Source organism: Streptomyces sp. 378 (assembly GCF_030124145.1).
In the GTDB taxonomy this organism is placed as follows: Bacteria; Actinomycetota; Actinomycetes; order Streptomycetales; family Streptomycetaceae; genus Streptomyces.
Window position 1 is genome coordinate 12,312 of the sequence record NZ_JASKMS010000007.1, and the last position, 17,748, is coordinate 30,059.

Sequence of the window (17,748 nt, forward strand, 5' to 3'; positions counted from 1 at the left end):
CTGATGCCCGTTCGAGCGAGACGGCCGATGTGGCGGGCCCCGCCCGCCGGGACCCCCTCTACGCCGAGCTCGGCGTCAAGGACCGCGCGGATGCGGTGGCGGTGGCGTACGACCGGGGCATCCTCGGACGGAACAGCTAGCCCGCCACCCGCAACAGCAGTACCGCCCGCGCCGGTATCGTGATCTCCGTGCCCGCCCGGTGCTCCACGCCCGGCGCCTCCGCCTGCTCCTCCAGGCTCGTGTCGACGACGACCTCGTAGCGCTCCGCCCAGGGCGGCCCCGGCAGCGTGAAGGTGACCGGTCCCTCGCCCGCGTGCAGCACGGCCAGGAAACTGTCGTCGACGATCTGCTCCCCGCGCTCGTCCCGGCCCGGGATGTCCCGGCCGGACAGGTACATGCCCAGCGTGGCGGCGGGCGCGTACCAGTCCTGCTCCGTCATCTCCGTGCCGCGGGAGGTGAACCAGGCCAGATCGCGCAGCCCGTCCGCGGTCTGGGCCCGGCCCGAGAAGAACGCCCGGCGCCTGAGCACCGGGTGACGGTGGCGCAGCGCGATCAGCCGGGACGTCAGCGCGAACAGGGCCTTCCAGCCGGGGTCCGTCAGCAGCGTCCAGTCCAGCCAGCCGATCTCGTTGTCCTGGCAGTACGCGTTGTTGTTGCCGCGCTGGGTGCGGCCCAGCTCGTCGCCGGCGACCAGCATCGGCACGCCCGTGGACAGCAGCAGGGTGGTCAGCAGGTTCCTGAGCTGCCGCCGCCTGAGCGCTCGTATCCCCTCGTCGTCGGTCTCGCCCTCGGTGCCGCAGTTCCAGGCCCGGTTGTCGTCCGTGCCGTCCCGGTTGCCCTCGCCGTTGGCCTCGTTGTGCTTGCGCCCGTAACTCACCAGGTCGCGCAGGGTGAACCCGTCGTGGGCGGTGATGAAGTTGACGGACGCGTACGGCCTGCGCCCGCCCCAGGCGTACAGGTCGCTGGAGCCCGACAGGCGGTAGCCCATCTCCCGGACGTCGGGCAGGGCGTGCCGCCAGAAGTCCCGCACGGCGTTGCGGTACCGGTCGTTCCACTCCGTCCACAGCGGGGGAAACGCCCCCACCTGGTAGCCGCCCGACCCCACGTCCCACGGCTCGGCGATCAGCTTCACCCGGCGCAGCACCGGGTCCTGGGCGATGACCGCGAGGAACGGGGAGAGCATGTCGACGTCGTGCATGGAGCGGGCCAGCGCCGCCGCCAGGTCGAAGCGGAAGCCGTCCACGCCCATCTCGGTGACCCAGTAGCGCAGCGAGTCCGTGATCAGGCGCAGCACATGCGGCTGGACCACGTGCAGGGTGTTGCCGCAGCCGGTGTAGTCGGCGTAGCGGCGGGCGTCGTCCTGGAGACGGTAGTAGCCGCGGTTGTCGATGCCCTTCAGAGAGAGCGTCGGGCCGAGTTCGCCCGCCTCCGCGGTGTGGTTGTAGACCACGTCGAGGATGACCTCGATCCCGGCCGCGTGCAGGGCGCGGACCATGCGCTTGAACTCGCCGACCTGCTGGCCGGTCGTCCCGGAGGCCGCGTAGGCCGCGTGCGGGGCGAAGTAGCCGATGGAGTTGTAGCCCCAGTAGTTCCTGAGGCCCCGGCGCAGCAGGTGGTCCTCGTGGGCGAACTGGTGCACCGGCAGCAGCTCCACCGCCGTCACGCCCAGCTGGACCAGGTGCTCGATCGCCGCCGGGTGCGCGAGACCGGCGTAGGTGCCGCGCAGCTCCTCGGGGATGCCGGGGTGCAGCCGCGTGAAGCCCTTGACGTGCAGCTCGTAGATCACCGAGTCGGCCCACGGCGTCTTCGGGCGGCGGTCGTCCGCCCAGTCGTCGTCATCGTGGACGACGACGCCCTTCGGCACGTGCGGTGCCGAGTCCCGGTCGTCGCGCACGGTGTCGGCGACGTGCTGCTGGGGCCAGTCGCGGACGTGCCCGTACACCTCCGGCGGCAGGCTGCTGTAGTCATTTCCCTCGGCGCCGTCGACCGCCCGGGCGTACGGGTCGAGGAGTAGCTTCGCCGGGTTCCAGCGGGCGCCGGTCCACGGGTCCCAGCGGCCGTGCACCCGGTAACCGTAGCGCTGGCCCGGCAGCACGCCCGGGACGAAGCCGTGCCAGATCTCATGGGTCAGCTCGCCGAGCCGCACCCGCGACTCCTTGCCCGCCTCGTCGAAGAGGCACAGCTCGACACCCTCCGCCCCGCCCGCCCACAACGCGAAGTTGGTGCCCGCCACCCCGTCCGGACCGACCCGGAACCGGGCGCCCAGCGGGGTCGGCGCACCCGGCCACGCGGGCACGGTGGGCGGCGGCGCGGCCCGCCGTGCGCCGTTCACGGCGGCGTCCTGGCGCCCGTTCCCGGTGGCCTGATGACCGGCCACCGCCTCCTGCTCGGCTGCGCTGGACACCTGTCCGCCTCCCGCGGCTCGTGGAACGACGGGGGACAGAGGGGTGCGGCCCTGTGCTGCGGCCCGGGTCGCGGCTCCCCTGCGCGTCGTCCTCCCCACTGTTCTGCCCAGAGCGTGGGTCGCACTCACGTTTCCCCGGGGGCGGGCATGGTCGTTTCCGGGGACACGGCCGGTCGTTGGGCACCCCGTGAGGCACGTACAAGGGCGCGCGCGGCGCGCGAGGGCCGCGCTGGCCGCCGTAGTGACATGGGCAGGGCTCCTCGCCGGGGCCACGGGCTGTACCTCGGACGACGCGGGCGGGATCACCGGGGCGTTCGGCGCGCCCCCGGCGCCCGAGGACGTCATCAAGGTCTCGCCCGAGGACGGCAGCAGGGGTGTGCGCCCCGGGAAGAAGCTGCGGGTGCGCGTGCCCGACGGCCGGCTGGAGAAGGTGAAGGTCGTCCGGTCGCAGGACGCGCAGGAGACCCCGGTGCCCGGGCATCTCTCCGCCGACCGCCTGACCTGGGAACCCGACGACCAGCGGCTCGCGCTGGCCGCCAGGTACACGATCGACGCGGTGGCCGTGGACGGCGACGGACGCCGCTCGGCCCGGCACACCACCTTCACCACCTACGTCCCCGGGGAACGCTTCATCGGCTACGTCGCCCCGGAGAACCGTGCCACCGTCGGCACCGGCATGATCGTCTCCCTGGAGTTCAACCGGAAGATCACCGACCGCGCCGCAGTCGAACGCGCGGTGCGGGTCACCGCCCGCCCCGCCGTGGAGATCCGCCCGCACTGGTTCGGCAGAACGCGCCTCGACTTCCGCCCCGAGGACTACTGGAAACCCGGCACCCAGGTCACCGTCGACCTGCGCCTGCGCGACGTCGAGGGCGCCCCCGGGGTCTACGGCCTCCAGCACAAGACGTTCTCCTTCACCGTCGGCCGCAGTCAGATCTCCGTGGTCGACGCCGCCGCGCACTCCATGGAGGTCCGGCGCGACGGCGAGCCCCTCGCCACCGTGCCCATCACGGCGGGCGCGCCGAAGACCACCACGTACAACGGCAAGATGGTGGTCACCGAGATGCTCGACGTCACCCGGATGAACGGCGCCACGGTCGGCTTCAAGAAGCGCGACGGCAAGGGCGAGTACGACATCCCGGATGTCCCGCACGCCATGCGCCTGACCGACTCCGGCACCTTCCTGCACGGCAACTACTGGGCGCACCACACCGTCTTCGGCCGCGCCAACGTCAGTCACGGCTGCATCGGGCTGCGCGATGTGAAGGGCGGCAGTTCGGACACCCCCGCCGGCTGGTTCTTCGACCGCAGCCTCATCGGGGACGTCGTCGAAGTCGTCAACAGCAATGACAAAAAGGTCTCTCCCGACAACGGGCTCGGAGGCTGGAATATGGGCTGGAATGCATGGAAGGCGGGCAGTGCGGTGAAGTAGCCGGACAGGGGGGCGGGTTGACCCGGCGCCGCGTTGGGACCGAACAGTGACAATCGCGGGCCGCCGGGCCCGTCCCCCCAGTGGTTACTATTCGCCGACGCGCGGGGGACGCGCGAGGTGTGGGCCTGACCTGGCCCTGGGAGGGGAGAACCACTTGAACGGGCGACCGATATCGGGGGCGTCGGTTGGACGCGGGAACGGACTGCGCGCGCTGATATGCGGCGTGCTGCTCCTCGCCGTCACGGCGTGCGGCGGCGGAGGGGCCGACTCCGGTTCCAGCGGGGGCGACACCAAGGGCAAGGACTCGGGCGCCGCGCGGAGCGGGCAGTCCGAGGCGGTCGTCAGCATCACCCCCAAGGACGGAGCCAAGGCCGTCGACACGAGCGGTGCGCTGAAGGTCACCGCCGCGAAGGGGAAACTGACCGAGGTCGAGGTCAAGGACGCCAAGGGCAAGAAGGTCGACGGCGAGATATCCGGGGACGGCGCCAGCTGGACGCCGTCCACCCATCTGGCCGGCGCCACCAAGTACACGGTCCACGCGGTCGCCAAGGACTCCGAGGGCCGCACGGCCGCGGAGGACGCCGGCTTCACCACGCTGACCCCGGAGAACACCTTCATCGGCACCTTCACTCCCGAGGACGGCTCCAAGGTCGGCGTCGGGATGCCGTTCTCCATCCGCTTCTCGCGGGGCATCACCCACCCGGAGGACGTCGAGAAGGCCATCCGCATCAAGACGGAGCCGGCCGTCGACGTCGAGGGCCACTGGTTCGGCAACGATCGTCTCGACTTCCGCCCCGAGAAGTACTGGAAGCCCGGCACCAAGGTGACCGTCGACCTCAACCTCGACGGCGTCGAGGGCCGCAACGGCGTCTACGGCGAGCAGGACAAGACGGTCGAGTTCACCATCGGCCGCAACCAGGTCTCCGTCGTCGACGCCAAGAAGCTCACGATGAAGGTCATGCGCGACGGCAAGGTCATCAAAACCATCCCGGTCACCACCGGCAAGCCCGGTATGGAGACCTGGAACGGCCAGATGGTCATCAGCGAGATGCTCACGGTGACCCGGATGAACGGCGAGACCGTCGGCTACGGCGGCGAGTACGACATCAAGGACGTCCCGCACGCCATCCGCCTGACCACGTCCGGCACCTTCCTGCACGGCAACTACTGGGCGGGCGGAGCCTTCGGCAACTACAACGCCAGCCACGGCTGCATCGGCCTGCGCGACGTGCGCGGCGGCTGGGACAAGAAGGTGCCGGCCGCCTGGTTCTTCAACCACTCGATGATCGGCGACGTGGTGGTCGTCAAGAACTCCGAGGACCGGATCGTCGACCCGGACAACGGGCTCAACGGCTGGAACATGTCGTGGGAGAAGTGGAAGAAGTAGCTTTCAGCGACCGACGGGCCCCGGTGCGACCGACCGCACCGGGGCCCTCGCCGTCGGTACCCGCGCCACGCCTGCCCGGCGGGTGACCCCGGGTCGGAGCCTGGGGTGTCCCGATGGGCCCCCGGCCGGTGTGACCGACCGCACCGGGCCGAATGCTGTTAGCCCCCGTTAACCTGCTGCCATGACCGTCTCTCTCGAAGTCGCTGAAGGCGTCGGCACGATCCGTCTCGACCGCCCGCCCATGAACGCGCTGGACATCGCCACGCAGGACCGGTTGAAGGAACTCGCCGAGGAGGCCACGCGCCGCGCGGACGTGCGGGCCGTGGTGGTCTACGGCGGCGAGAAGGTGTTCGCGGCCGGCGCGGACATCAAGGAGATGCAGGCGATGGACCACACCGCGATGGTCCTGCGCGCCCGCGCTCTGCAGGACTCGTTCACGGCGGTGGCCCGGATCCCCAAGCCGGTCGTCGCGGCCGTGACGGGCTACGCGCTGGGCGGCGGCTGCGAACTCGCCCTGTGCGCGGACTTCCGGATCGCCGGCGAGAACGCCAAGCTCGGCCAGCCGGAGATCCTGCTCGGCCTCATCCCCGGCGCCGGCGGCACCCAACGCCTGGCCCGCCTGGTCGGCCCCTCCAAGGCCAAGGACCTCATCTTCACGGGCCGCATGGTGAAGGCCGACGAGGCCCGCGAGATCGGCCTGGTGGACCGGGTCGTGCCCGCCGACGAGGTGTACGCACAGGCGCACGCCTGGGCCGCGAAGCTGGCGCAGGGCCCGGCGCTCGCGCTGCGCGCCGCCAAGGAGTCGATCGACACGGGCCTGGAGACGGACATCGACACGGGCCTCGCGATCGAACGCAACTGGTTCGCCGGTCTGTTCGCCACCGAGGACCGCGAGCGCGGGATGCGCAGCTTCGTGGAGGAGGGGCCCGGCAAGGCGAAGTTCCGCTGAACCTCCCTCCAGGGGCTTGCCATTGACACCGTGTCTGACCCGGGATCCCTCGATGGGGCGGTTTATGTCACCCTTAAGCCAACCTTAAGCGTGTCTGGTCGAGGGAGTTCGCCCCGTACTCCGAAACGAGTCGTTCCAGCAGGTCAGATGAGGTATGCATGCCTTCGTAGTGCCGTTGGCATATGACGGGCGACCGTCGGTTCACCGCCCGTTCCCCGGGGCGTATTCCCCGGGAACGGCCCCGTCGGGCGTTCCGGACGGCCATGATGGGGGGCATGGCGGGGCTGGAGGGTATGGGACAGCCGCGGGGACACGCACATGCGGCCGCGGCGCGCTGGTCGCCGACCGTCGAGGACGAACACGCGCTGAAGGCGCTCGAGTTGTACGGCAACCCGACGGAGGCAGAGGTTCCACTGCCGTCCCGCCCCGAGTCCGCGGCCACCGCGCGACGGCTCACCCAGGTCGTCGTGCTGCGTCACTGGGGGCTCAGTCCCAAGATCACGGAGGATGCGGTCCTGCTCGTCTCCGAACTGGTCGGCAACGCCGTACGCCACACCGGTGCCCGGGTCTTCGGACTGCGTCTGCACCGGCGCCGCGGCTGGATCCGCGTCGAGGTCCGCGACCCCTCCCGGGGGCTGCCCTGCCTGATGCCGGTCCAGGAGATGGACATCAGCGGCCGGGGCCTGTTCCTCGTGGACAAGCTCGCCGACCGCTGGGGAGTCGATCTGCTGCCCCGGGGCAAGACCACCTGGTTCGAGATGCGGGTCGCCGACCGCTGAGCGCACGCGATGCCTCACCCGGTCGCCGGACGGGTGAATCACGGGATTCCCGTCCGCACGCCCCTTAAATGGGGCAATGCACCGCCATCTCGTCAGAAGCGCCCTGGCCGCGGGTGCCGCCCTCGCCGCCCTCGCCGCCTGTGGCACCGGAAGCGGGGAACGGACCTCACCGGCGCGCGCCACCAAGGCCGCCGTGCCCGCCCCGCCCGAGAAGAAGCCCCTCAAGGGCCTGCCCGGCATGCCGCCCGTCCTGGATCCCGAGGACGTGTACGCGGCCGACCGCCCGAACAAGCTGTCCCCGGTGGTCAAGGGCTTCCCGTCCCGGGTCTACGTCCCCAACACCGAGTCCGACACGGTCTCCGTGATCGACCCCAAGACCTACGAGATCGTCGAGACCATCCGCGTGGGCCGACAGCCCCAGCACGTCGTGCCCTCCTGGGACCTCAAGACGCTCTGGGTCAACAACAACCGCGGCCACACCCTCACCCCGATCGACCCGAAGACCGGCAAGGCGGGCAAGGAGGTCGAGGTCCACGACCCGTACAACCTCTACTTCACACCCAACGGCAGGTACGCCGTCGTCATGGCCTCCCTCGACCGCGAGCTGGTCTTCCGCGACCCACACACCATGAAGGTCGAGAAGACCGTCCCGGTCTCCTGCTACGGCGTCAACCACGCCGACTTCTCCCTCGACGGCCGCTACTTCATCGTCTCCTGCGAGTTCAGCGGCGAACTGCTCAAGGTCGACACCGAGAAGATGAAGGTCGTCGGGCAGCAGCGACTGCCGTTCCAGGGCGCCATGCCGCAGGACGTGAAGATCTCGCCCGACGGCAAGAGGTTCTACATCGCCGACATGATGGCCCACGGCATGTGGGTCCTGGACGGCGACAAGTTCACCGAGCCCACCCTGATGCCCACCGGCAAGGGCTGCCACGGCCTCTACGTCAGCCGGGACTCACGCGAGATGTACGTGAGCAACCGCGGCGAGGGCACGATCTCCGTCTTCGACTTCACTCAGGGCAAGCTGACGAAGAAGTGGCGGCTGCCCGACGGCGGCAGCCCCGACATGGGCGGCGTCTCCGCCGACGGCAAGGTGCTGTGGCTGTCCGGCCGTTACGACGCCGAGGTGTACGCCATCGACACCCGCACCGGCACCCAGCTCGCCCGCATCCCGGTCGGCAGTGGCCCGCACGGCCTCGCGGTCTACCCGCAGCCCGGCCGCTACTCGCTCGGCCACACCGGCGTCTTCCGGTGACGCGCTCACACCGTCCACCCCGGGGGAGTCGACCCGCCCTGACCCGGTGAGGGCCCCGCAGCCGCACGAAGATCACGGGCAAGCGCGGGAGCGACCCGCACCACAAGCCCCGGCACGGAGAGAGCGACCCGCACCACAAGCCCCGGCACGGAGAGAGCGACCCGCACCACGGGCCCCGGCACGGAGAGAGCGACCCGTACCACGGGCCCCGGCACGGAGAGAGCGACCCGCACCACAAGCCCCGGCCCGGAGCAGCGCCCCCTAGCCCACGGGCCGGTAGCCGTCCGCCCGGAACGCCCGCAGCCTGCGGGCGTTCCCCGCCGCCCCTGCGCCCACACGGGCGCGCCCCCGGCCGGCTGCGCGCCGCGGCTGGGGCACGATCGTCGTACCGCCGTCCACCGGCGGGAAGGCGCCCCGCGCCGCCGCGTCGAGTATGTCCCGGGAGGGTCCGTCACGACGTGCTCCTCGAGTCTCCACCCGCTGGAGTCCGGGCCGCGATGCGCAAGGTGGCCGAGTTCAACGCGGCCGACCGCGGTCATGACGCGCCCGTCGGGGCGTCCCTGTGGTTCTCCCGGCGGCTCGTGCGGCTGGGAGCCCGGGCGTGCGCGCACGGGCTCGCGCGCGATTCGCCGGAGGCGGCCGGGGCGCTGCGCGAGCTGCCGGGAGACGCTGACCCCGCCACCGTGCTCGCCCGGCCGCGGTCGCACGCACCCACGAGGTCGCCCGCTACCGCGAGTTGCTCGCCGTCGTGCAGGGCGTCGGGCACGAGGCGGCGTATCGCGAGGAGTTACCTGGGTGGTCGCCGCGCTGGAGGCGCGCACGGCCGGTTAATCTGACCTGCGTCAAACGCGCGTCACGAGGACGCACAGCACGAGATGAGGGGCGGATCGGTGGCGGACATCGAGGAAGCACGCAAGCAGTTCGAGCAGATCGATACGGATGGTGACGGCTTCGTCACCGCTGCCGAGTTCAAGGCCGCCCTCGCCCGGTCGGGCGACTGGAACGTCACCGAGTCGGTCGCCGAGGTCGTCATCAAGACCCGCGACCTCGACGGCGACAAGCAGCTGAGCTTCGACGAGTTCTGGGCCTACCTGAACAAGTAGGCGCCGGTTTTCGCCGAGTGGTGGGGCCCGGTCCGCGGTCGCGGACCGGGCCCCACCGGCCGACGGCCCCGGGGCGATTCGCTGCGTCGGCCACTCACGCGAACTCGCTCTCAGAGGCATCCCCGTGATGTGCTCCGCCTGCCGTGCCCGACGCCACTGGCTGCTCATCAACCACGGCCGCACCTTTGGGTCCGCCGACGTTCAGCTGTGGTCAGTCGCGTGTGCTGTCCATTGGTTCCCCGGAGATCGCGCCCTGGAACTCGTCCTCACGCTGGACACCGCGCACGTACCAGCCATGGACCGTTGTGTGCAGGATCGCCTCCTCGGACCCCGCTCTTGGACGGAAAGACGCGCCTTGGTCAGGTGGCGCGGAGGCTGGCGGTCGGTCGCTGCGCGGCACGATCGTTCTCACCCAGGGCGAAGACCCTGTCGCACTGATCCCGAACTGAGGCGCTGTGGGTGGCGATGACGACAGCGCACCCGGCCTTGCTCATTGTGCGTAGCACATCGACGACCATGTTCGCGTTCGCCTCATCGAGGGCACCGGTCGGCTCATCCGCGAGCACCAGAGCGGGCCGCTTGACCATGAGCCGGGCGAGGGCCACGCGCTGCTGTTCTCCGCCACTGAGGTGGTGGATCGTTTCCTTCTCCCTGCCACCCAGGCCCACGTGGTCCAGGGCCTCGGCGATGGTCGTGCCAGGCTGGTCCGGCGAGGACCGGCGGGGTTTCACGGCTACCTTGAGGTTCTCGGAAACGGTCGCGTTCTCGATAAGAGCGTAGTTCTGGAACAGGTAGCCGAGCACGTCGCGGCGGAACCCACGGGTCTCGCGCCGGCCGAATCGAGTGATGTCCTTGCCCTCATGGCGCATCGCTCCCGTGCTCGGCTTGTCCAGCAGCCCGAGACAGTTGAGGAGGGTGGACTTGCCCGAGCCGCTGGGCCCGACGAGAGCGAGCATCTCGCCACGGTTGATGTTGAAGGTGACATCGGACCACAGAGTCCGGGAACCGTAGGACTTCGAGAGATTCTCGATATCGATCACGACAGTACTCCTGCTGAGGGGAAGGGGATCGCACGTACGGGTCTCACGCCTCGGTCGCCCCTTCCCTGATGATGCGACGATGGAAGACGGCAAGGGCAAGGAGCACAGCACCGAATTCGACGGCCACGAGCCCGGCGATGATGCCCAGGTCAAGTCCGGTGAGCTCGACGAGTGGCCGGGGAAGGGGGGCACCGGACGCGGCGATCCGTTCCAGGTCCTTGTTACGCATCCATGTTTCGAAGGGCACTCGGGTAGCCAGGAGGAAGGCGATGGCCGCCTCCACGCCGAGGATGAACCGGTGGGTGGCCACGTATCTCCACCCATTGATGTGCTGCGCGAAGATGGACTGGGCGTTCTTGCGCGCGTAGATGACGCAGATGCCGAGGCCAGCGATGAGGAGGACGGTGACCGTCAGCGCGAGGTTGAAGAGCTGTACCCGAAACTCGGTGACCACCTCTCTCATCTTCAGCGCGGAGTTCTCAGCGACGGGACGTAGCGCCACGACGTAGACGCCCAGTCTCTTCCCCTGAATGGCGCTCACGACGACGTCAGGGTCGGGGAAGACGACGCCCTCCTGCGCGGCGAACGCGGTGTAGCCGTCGTCGGACACGAAGTGTGAGCCGTTGGGGACCACGACAAGGACCGGGTCCTGTACGAGGGAGCGGTCCTCCTTCTGGCTGTGGGCCGCGTTGTAGACCTGGTTTCCGGGGTTGTATGTGAAGACGCTCTGGCCGCCCTTGGCAGGGAGCGCTTCCAACTGGGTCCGGGGGTCGAATTCCGAAGCCAGCACTCCGGCGACCGCCTTGGTGAGGGCTGCTTCGTGTCCGCGGAGGGATTCGGGAACGATGAGCCGTACCCGGTCCCCCTTTGCGGCCTTACCCTTCCCGTCCGCGGGCATGTAGCGCTGTCCCGCTGGATCGAGGACGGGCTGTTCGGTGAGGAAGGTTTCGTTCACGACGAGCACCTCACCTGGTGGGAGGTGTGAGCCCGGCGCCAGGTTTTGGAGGTCTCGGCGCCCGGCGAGAATGACCTCACCGTTGCTGTCTGCCCGGCGCAGCCACGGGCCGATCTCCTCGACGACCCTCTCCTTCTCGCCGGAGAGGCCTCCGTTGAGGCGGATGGTGACGGCGTCGCCCGCCTCGGCGTAGGCCGCCCGGTTCTCCTGACGCGTCTCCATGTCTCGGCCGACCGCCGCGATGTCGGTGGCGACACTGAGTGCGAGTAGCAGAGCGGGAATGCGCACCAGGTAGACGCCGACGGATGCTGTCCGAGCGGGGAGGGCACCCTTTACTGCTTGGAGCACGTCGACCTTGAACGTCAGGGCGATCACAGCCACATGAGCGGACACCACGAGGAGAATGAGCAGTCCGGCCAAGGCGGCGGCCAGAGTGGCGAAGAGCGAGAGCCAGGCAAAGCCGTTGTAGAAGCCGAGGAAGGTGAGTGCCACCGCGGTCACGGCACCGAGCGTCACGGCCCAGGGCACCAGCAGTTGCCTCAGGTCACGCACGAGGAGATGCATCAGGGAGAAGCCCTGCAACCGCAGGATTCCATAGGTCCTCGCGGACAGCAGTACGCTGGCGCCGGTGAGGGTCACCGCGGCGAGAGTGATCACCCAGAACGACCAGTACATGACGCTGTTGGTGTAGGTGGTGGCCAGTTCCTCATACGAGAGCGGGTGGGACACGTCCGCCCTCAGGCCGAGGCCGGAGAACTCCGCGACCAACGCGTCCGCGGTCTCCGGCGGTCCGAACACATAGTAGTGGCCACGCGGGTCACGCTGTCCGATGTCGGCAATCGGATGCACGTCCGTGGCCAGGTTCGAACTGAACGCCGGATAACCCTCGTTCAGCCACTCGCTGGCATCGGACGGGTCATCGCCTGCGGTCATGTACAGGTGGCGGCGGCCATCAGGATCCCTCAGGTCGGGCACCTCACGAGCCACCGTGACGCCGTGGTCCTCGGCGAACGACGCGATCGTCCGGGTGACCTGGGCTCCACTCGTCGAATCATCGGAGTCGAAGACGAAGATCACGGCCGAGTTGCCCAGCACCTCGTCCTCGTCCAGTTCCCGGACGAACAGGAAGGCCAGCACCGCGGCGAAGAACAACACGGCGACATGGACGAACTTGATACCTCGGTGCAGCATCGGCTTCCTAGGTCGGACCACTGGGTCGGCTTACGAGACTGCCCGGGGCCGGTGAGATGTGGCGGGAGAATGGCTGTGGGCGGTCGGGTGGACCCACGTGAGCCCCGGCGATGTCGACACCGGGGCTCACGGTAGTACGTGGGATCAGAGCTTGCAGCCCTTGTCCCAGTACGCCTTGCCGGTACCGCCGTCGAGCTCCGCTGACGCCAGGGCCCACGGTCCGGGCGCGGTGCAGCCACTGTAGGCCCAGTAGTCGCCATCGGCCGAGGACGAGTGGTTCACCGAGGCGTGCTTGTAGTTCGACCAGACGCTGCAACAGCCGGTCCCGTACGACCACTGACCGCCGCCCACGTTGACGGAGGCCATCGCCGGAGCGCCTGCGGCCACGGTGAGGGCGACAGTCGCGGACGTGCGGCGGCTCAAGCGGCCCGGCGACGGCGTGCTCTTCGTGCCGGCCGCGCGGCGCGACACCAAGTCGGTTTCCCCCGATGCCTTCACCGGCCTAAGGGACATCGCGTTGATGGAGAGCCCGGCGGTGTCCGGGACGCTCAAGGGGGTGGAGACGAACCCGGCGGGGATCCGCGCCGCGATGCTTGCGCAGAAGCAGATACTGCTTGTCACGGATGCCACGGAGGTTGCGGCACCCGTGACGTCCCCGCGGGACAAGGCGAAGCTCTCGGTGCTGGACGAGCACTTCAAGGCAGTGGCGGACGAGCAGGTCCGCGGCCGGCGGGTGACGGTGTACCGGAGTCTCGACCCCAACAGGTTCTCAGCGCCTGGCCGTGGTTGAACAGGATCGTGAGGTCTATTGATCCGAAACGGTTAATGTTCTGGGTCGTTGTTCCCTATGTGAGTGAACTAGTGGGGGGCGGACGGCAGTTGTCGCCGTCGGCACCGGAGGCCCTTCGGATGCGGGCGGTAGCCGCGTTGGTGGCGGGCCGGACCCGCGAGGATGTCGCGGCGGTGTTCCAGGTCTCGCTGAAGGCTGTGGACAACTGGTGGGCGAAGTGGCTGGCCGGCGGGCGCGAAGCACTCGTAGCTCGGCCGCGTGGGCGCCGGGTCGGCGAACATCAGGTCCTCGACGCGGCCGAGCAGCAGGCGATCCGGCAAGCGGTTCTGGATCACCGTCCCTGTGTGACCTGGGGCTGGCGGGGCAGCTGTGGACGCGGGCCGGGGCCGGAGATCTGATCGCGAAGCTGTACCGGGTACGGCTGACCGAGCAGGGCGTGGGCAAGTCCTGCGCCGCTGGGGCCTGTCCTTCCAGCGCCCGGACAAGCGGGCCGTCGAGCAGAACGCGGAAGCGGTCCGCGTCTGGCGGGAGGAGACCTGGCCGCGATCCGGGCCAGGGCGAAGGCCGAGGGTGGTGAGGTGCTCTTCGCCGACCAGGTAGGCATCCGTTCCGACCAGGTCACCGGCCGCACCTGGGGCGCCAAGGGGTGCACCCCCGTCGTGCGCCGCACGGGCAACCGGTTCTCGGTCAACGCGATGTCCGCGATCAGCACCAAGGGCCGCATGCACTTCATGGTCTTCACCGAGACCTTCGACGCCTACGTCATGTGCCGCTTCCTGGACCGGCTCGCAGGCCACTTCGGCCGCAAGGTGCACCTCGTCGTGGACGGCCACTCCGCACACCGCTCCCGCAAGGTCCGCGCATGGCTGGCCGCCCACCCGGACCGCATCGAACTGCATTTCCTGCCGTCCTACTCGCCGGAGCTGAACCCCGACGAGTTGGTCAACGCCGACCTCAAACGGAGCCTGCCCATGCATAGCCGGGCCCGCGACCAGGCCTAACTCGCCGCCGAGACCCGCAGGTTCTTCCACCGCCGCCAACGCCAGCCACACATCGTCCGCGGTTACTTCGGCGGACCCCACGTCCGCTACACCGTCGAATAGAACCCTTTGAGTTTCGGATCAATATGCAAGCGGTTGCCGTGTCCGATCAGCTGAGGGGGTCCCTGGATCGCCCCCGAACGCAGGGACGGTCCAGGGACTTTCACGTCTGTCCCAGGGAGATTCCAGGGACTTTCCGCCGAGTAAGCAGGGAAGGCACTGATAGCGCCGAAAGACACGAACGCGCTGGTCAGGACCGATTTCCCTAGCACTCGATGATGTTCACCGCCAGCCCGCCACGGGCCGTCTCCTTGTACTTCACCGACATGTCCGCGCCGGTGTCCTTCATCGTCTTGATGACCTTGTCCAGGGACACCTTGTGGGAGCCGTCGCCGCGCATCGCCATGCGGGCGGCGGTGACGGCCTTGACCGCGGCCATGCCGTTGCGTTCGATGCAGGGGATCTGGACCAGGCCGCCGACCGGGTCGCAGGTGAGGCCGAGGTTGTGCTCCATGCCGATCTCGGCGGCGTTCTCGACCTGTTCGGGCGAGCCGCCGAGGACCTCGGCGAGGGCGCCCGCGGCCATGGAGCAGGCGGAGCCGACCTCGCCCTGGCAGCCGACCTCGGCGCCGGAGATGGAGGCGTTCTCCTTGAAGAGCATGCCGATCGCGCCCGCGGCCAGCAGGAAGCGGACCACGCCCTCCTCGTCGGCGCCCGGCACGAAGTTCATGTAGTAGTGCAGGACCGCCGGGATGATGCCGGCGGCGCCGTTGGTGGGGGCGGTGACGACCCGGCCGCCCGCGGCGTTCTCCTCGTTGACCGCCATGGCGTAGAGGGTGATCCACTCCATGGACAGGGCCAGCGGGTCGCCCTCGGAGCGCAGCTTGCGCGCGGTGTTCGCGGCCCGCCGGCGCACCTTGAGACCGCCGGGCAGGATGCCCTCCTGGGACAGTCCGCGCGCCACGCAGTCCCGCATCACCTGCCAGATCTCCAGCAGGCCCGCGCGGATCTCCTCCTCGGAGCGCCAGGCCCGCTCGTTCTCCAGCATCAGCGCGGAGATCGACAGGCCGGTCTCCTCGGCCAGGCGCAGCAGCTCGTCGCCCGTGCGGAAGGGGTACTTGAGCACGGTGTCGTCGAGTTTGATGCGGTCGGCGCCGACCGCCTCCTCGTCGACGACGAAGCCGCCGCCGACCGAGTAGTAGGTCTTGGTCAGCAGTTCCGTGCCCGAGGCGTCGTACGCCCACAGCGTCATGCCGTTCGCGTGGTACGGCAGGGTTTTGCGGCGGTGCAGGACCATGTCGTCGTCGAAGGAGAACACGATCTCGTGTTCGCCGAGCAGGTTCAGCCGACCGTCGGTCTTGATCGCCTCCACCCGCTGGTCGGCGTTCGAGACGTCCACCGTGCGCGGCGAGTCGCCCTCCAGGCCGAGCAGCACCGCCTTGGGAGTGCCGTGGCCGTGCCCGGTCGCGCCGAGCGAGCCGTACAGTTCCGCACGGACCTTCACCGTCGGCGCCAGCAGTTCCTCGTTGCGCAGCCGCCGGGCGAACATCCGGGCCGCCCGCATCGGGCCGACGGTGTGGGAGCTGGACGGGCCGATGCCGATCGAGAACAGGTCGAAGACCGAGATGGCCACGGGGGAACTCCTGACTACGGGGGTGGTGCAGAGGGGTGGGTGCCGCGCCCGCTTGTGGCCGACGCGGCGCCCGAAAGGTTTCTTCGCGGCCGTTGCGAGCCGCTTGTTACACGTTCAGACCCGGGTACAGCGGGTGCTTGTCGGCCAGGGCCTTCACCCGGGCCTTGAGAGCCTCCGCGTCGTAGGACGGCTTCAGCGCCTCGGCGATGACGTCCGCGACCTCCGCGAAGTCCTCGGACCGGAACCCGCGGGTGGCCAGGGCCGGTGTGCCGATCCGCAGACCGGACGTCACCATCGGCGGACGCGGGTCGTTCGGGATCGCGTTCCGGTTGACGGTGATGCCCACCTCGTGGAGGCGGTCCTCGGCCTGCCGGCCGTCCAGCTCCGAGTGGCGCAGGTCGACCAGGACCAGGTGCACGTCCGTGCCGCCGGACAGGACGTCGACGCCCACGGCCCGGACGTCGTCCTTCACCAGACGCTCGGCCAGGATGCGGGCACCCTCCAGCGTACGGCGCTGGCGCTCCGTGAAGTCCTCCGAGGCGGCGACCTTGAAGGCGACGGCCTTGGCGGCGATCACATGCTCCAGCGGGCCGCCCTGCTGACCGGGGAAGACGGCGGAGTTGATCTTCTTGGCCAGTTCGGCCGTGGAGAGGATCACACCGCCGCGCGGACCGCCGAGGGTCTTGTGGGTCGTGGTGGTGACCACATGGGCGTGCGGCACCGGGTTGGGGTGCAGCCCGGCCGCGACCAGCCCGGCGAAGTGGGCCATGTCGACCATGAGGTACGCACCGACCTCGTCCGCGATCCGGCGGAACGCGGCGAAGTCCAGCTGCCGCGGGTACGCCGACCAGCCGGCCACGATCAGCTTCGGCTTGGCCTCCTTGGCCAGCCGCTCGACCTCGGCCATGTCGACCCGGCCGTCCTCGCCCACGTGGTAGGCGACGACGTCGTAGAGCTTGCCGGAGAAGTTGATCTTCATGCCGTGGGTCAGGTGCCCGCCGTGGGCGAGGTTCAGACCCATGATGGTGTCGCCCGGCTTGAGCAGCGCGAACATCGCCGCCGCGTTGGCCTGGGCGCCGGAGTGCGGCTGCACGTTGGCGTGCTCGGCGCCGAACAGCTCCTTGACGCGGTCGATCGCGATCTGCTCGACCACGTCGACGTGCTCGCAGCCGCCGTAGTAGCGACGGCCCGGGTAGCCCTCGGCGTACTTGTTGGTGAGGACCGAGCCCTGCGCCTCCATGACCGCGACCGGAGCGAAGTTCTCCGAGGCGATCATCTCGAGCGTGGACTGCTGGCGGTGCAGCTCGGCGTCGACCGCCGCGGCGACGGCCGGGTCGAGCTCGTGCAGGGGTGTGTTCAGGACGGACATGGGGCTACGACTCCTCAGCCGGCGGAGAACGCGGTGTACTCGTCGGCGGAGAGCAGGTCGCCCGGCTCGTCCGTGACGCGCACCTTGAACAGCCAGCCGCCCTCGAAGGGGGCCGAGTTCACCAGCGACGGGTCGTTCACGACGTCCTCGTTGACCTCGGTGACCTCACCGGAGACCGGGGAGTACAGGTCGGACACCGACTTGGTCGACTCCAGCTCGCCGCAGGTCTCGCCGGCGGACACGGAGTCACCGACCTCGGGAAGCTGGACGAACACGACATCGCCGAGCGCGTTGGCCGCGTGCTCCGTGATGCCGACCGTCGAGACGCCGTCGTCGGCGGCCGACAGCCACTCGTGCTCCTTGCTGTAGCGCAGCTCTTGGGGGTTGCTCATGGCCTGGATTCTCCTGTACGCGCGGGAGT

17 protein-coding genes and 1 pseudogene are annotated in these 17,748 nt (G+C 69.4%); 10 read left to right on the top strand and 8 right to left on the bottom strand.

Going from position 1 to position 17,748, the window contains the following annotated elements:
- Nucleotides 1–136: 136 nt before the first annotated feature.
- Nucleotides 137–2,404 carry a glycogen debranching protein GlgX gene (gene glgX, locus QNO09_RS11985; protein WP_283970119.1) on the bottom strand — a complete coding sequence of 756 codons (2,268 nt, stop codon included), beginning with the start codon at nt 2,402–2,404 and terminating at the stop codon, nt 137–139.
- Between the two features lie 187 nt (nt 2,405–2,591).
- Here glgX and QNO09_RS11990 point away from each other — a divergent pair, with 187 nt between their 5' ends.
- The 5 genes from QNO09_RS11990 (at nt 2,592) to QNO09_RS12010 (ending at nt 8,206) form a co-directional block, all read left to right on the top strand.
- Nucleotides 2,592–3,836, top strand: coding sequence for a L,D-transpeptidase (locus QNO09_RS11990; RefSeq protein WP_283970120.1), 1,245 nt, complete (start codon nt 2,592–2,594; stop codon nt 3,834–3,836).
- Nucleotides 3,837–3,990: 154 nt separating this feature from the next.
- Nucleotides 3,991–5,223: a L,D-transpeptidase gene (locus QNO09_RS11995; protein ID WP_283970121.1), complete on the top strand. Its 1,233-nt coding sequence runs from the start codon at nt 3,991–3,993 to the stop codon at nt 5,221–5,223.
- 181 nt (nt 5,224–5,404) lie between these two features.
- The gene (locus QNO09_RS12000) at nt 5,405–6,172 is read left to right on the top strand and encodes an enoyl-CoA hydratase/isomerase family protein (RefSeq protein WP_283970122.1); all 768 of its coding nucleotides are present in this window, start codon (nt 5,405–5,407) and stop codon (nt 6,170–6,172) included.
- Nucleotides 6,173–6,447: 275 nt separating this feature from the next.
- The gene (locus tag QNO09_RS12005) at nt 6,448–6,951 is read left to right on the top strand and encodes an ATP-binding protein (protein ID WP_283970123.1); all 504 of its coding nucleotides are present in this window, start codon (nt 6,448–6,450) and stop codon (nt 6,949–6,951) included.
- 76 nt (nt 6,952–7,027) lie between these two features.
- Nucleotides 7,028–8,206: a YncE family protein gene (locus QNO09_RS12010; protein ID WP_283970124.1), complete on the top strand. Its 1,179-nt coding sequence runs from the start codon at nt 7,028–7,030 to the stop codon at nt 8,204–8,206.
- A 366-nt stretch (nt 8,207–8,572) separates the two neighbouring features.
- On the opposite strand, the pseudogene QNO09_RS12015 reads toward QNO09_RS12010, so the two are convergent.
- Nucleotides 8,573–8,683, bottom strand: a pseudogene (locus QNO09_RS12015) (GNAT family N-acetyltransferase); the annotation flags it as partial.
- Between the two features lie 413 nt (nt 8,684–9,096).
- On the opposite strand from QNO09_RS12015, the gene QNO09_RS12020 reads away from it, so the two are divergent.
- Complete coding sequence (locus tag QNO09_RS12020) at nt 9,097–9,309, top strand: EF-hand domain-containing protein (RefSeq protein ID WP_283970125.1); 213 nt, start codon at nt 9,097–9,099, stop codon at nt 9,307–9,309.
- A gap of 359 nt (nt 9,310–9,668) precedes the next feature.
- Here QNO09_RS12020 and QNO09_RS12025 read toward each other — a convergent pair whose 3' ends face one another.
- The 3 genes from QNO09_RS12025 to QNO09_RS12035 all read right to left on the bottom strand — a co-directional run bounded on the left by QNO09_RS12025 (nt 9,669) and on the right by QNO09_RS12035 (nt 12,861).
- Complete coding sequence (locus QNO09_RS12025) at nt 9,669–10,349, bottom strand: ATP-binding cassette domain-containing protein (RefSeq protein ID WP_283970126.1); 681 nt, start codon at nt 10,347–10,349, stop codon at nt 9,669–9,671.
- Nucleotides 10,350–10,392: 43 nt separating this feature from the next.
- A complete protein-coding gene (locus QNO09_RS12030; RefSeq protein WP_283970127.1) occupies nt 10,393–12,399 on the bottom strand; it encodes a bacteriocin-associated integral membrane family protein in 2,007 nt (668 codons plus the stop codon).
- 240 nt (nt 12,400–12,639) lie between these two features.
- A complete protein-coding gene (locus tag QNO09_RS12035; RefSeq protein WP_283970128.1) occupies nt 12,640–12,861 on the bottom strand; it encodes a lactococcin 972 family bacteriocin in 222 nt (73 codons plus the stop codon).
- 43 nt (nt 12,862–12,904) lie between these two features.
- Here QNO09_RS12035 and QNO09_RS12040 point away from each other — a divergent pair, with 43 nt between their 5' ends.
- The 4 genes from QNO09_RS12040 (at nt 12,905) to QNO09_RS39915 (ending at nt 14,286) form a co-directional block, all read left to right on the top strand.
- Entirely contained in the window at nt 12,905–13,285 is a 381-nt protein-coding gene (locus tag QNO09_RS12040) for a hypothetical protein (RefSeq protein ID WP_349636965.1), read from the top strand.
- Between the two features lie 119 nt (nt 13,286–13,404).
- Entirely contained in the window at nt 13,405–13,683 is a 279-nt protein-coding gene (locus tag QNO09_RS39905) for a helix-turn-helix domain-containing protein (protein ID WP_502962282.1), read from the top strand.
- Nucleotides 13,655–13,885, top strand: a complete 231-nt coding sequence (locus QNO09_RS39910; protein ID WP_502962283.1) for a winged helix-turn-helix domain-containing protein — start codon at nt 13,655–13,657, stop codon at nt 13,883–13,885. The genes QNO09_RS39905 and QNO09_RS39910 overlap by 29 nt, the downstream gene beginning before the upstream one ends.
- The gene (locus tag QNO09_RS39915) at nt 13,831–14,286 is read left to right on the top strand and encodes an IS630 family transposase (protein WP_502962288.1); all 456 of its coding nucleotides are present in this window, start codon (nt 13,831–13,833) and stop codon (nt 14,284–14,286) included. The genes QNO09_RS39910 and QNO09_RS39915 overlap by 55 nt, the downstream gene beginning before the upstream one ends.
- Nucleotides 14,287–14,590: 304 nt before the next feature.
- On the opposite strand, the gene QNO09_RS12050 is transcribed toward QNO09_RS39915, so the two are convergent.
- From QNO09_RS12050 to gcvH, 3 genes are all read right to left on the bottom strand, one after another.
- On the bottom strand, nt 14,591–15,958 hold the full coding sequence (locus QNO09_RS12050) for an L-serine ammonia-lyase (protein WP_283970129.1): 1,368 nt from the start codon (nt 15,956–15,958) through the stop codon (nt 14,591–14,593).
- A gap of 106 nt (nt 15,959–16,064) precedes the next feature.
- Nucleotides 16,065–17,327, bottom strand: coding sequence for a serine hydroxymethyltransferase (gene glyA, locus QNO09_RS12055; RefSeq protein WP_283970130.1), 1,263 nt, complete (start codon nt 17,325–17,327; stop codon nt 16,065–16,067).
- A gap of 14 nt (nt 17,328–17,341) precedes the next feature.
- Nucleotides 17,342–17,719, bottom strand: a complete 378-nt coding sequence (gene gcvH, locus QNO09_RS12060) for a glycine cleavage system protein GcvH (RefSeq protein WP_283970131.1) — start codon at nt 17,717–17,719, stop codon at nt 17,342–17,344.
- Between the last annotated feature and the right edge of the window lie 29 nt (nt 17,720–17,748).

Excerpts from the sequence above, each read along its gene's own strand:
- QNO09_RS39905 (WP_502962282.1), top strand. The coding sequence starts at position 13,405 with ATGCGGGCGGTAGCCGCGTTGGTGGCGGGCCGGACCCGCGAGGATGTC.
- gcvH (WP_283970131.1), bottom strand. The coding sequence starts at position 17,719 with ATGAGCAACCCCCAAGAGCTGCGCTACAGCAAGGAGCACGAGTGGCTG.
- QNO09_RS12005 (WP_283970123.1), top strand. The coding sequence starts at position 6,448 with ATGGCGGGGCTGGAGGGTATGGGACAGCCGCGGGGACACGCACATGCG.
- QNO09_RS12000 (WP_283970122.1), top strand. The coding sequence starts at position 5,405 with ATGACCGTCTCTCTCGAAGTCGCTGAAGGCGTCGGCACGATCCGTCTC.
- QNO09_RS12010 (WP_283970124.1), top strand. The coding sequence starts at position 7,028 with ATGCACCGCCATCTCGTCAGAAGCGCCCTGGCCGCGGGTGCCGCCCTC.
- glyA (WP_283970130.1), bottom strand. The coding sequence starts at position 17,327 with ATGTCCGTCCTGAACACACCCCTGCACGAGCTCGACCCGGCCGTCGCC.
- QNO09_RS12035 (WP_283970128.1), bottom strand. The coding sequence starts at position 12,861 with ATGGCCTCCGTCAACGTGGGCGGCGGTCAGTGGTCGTACGGGACCGGC.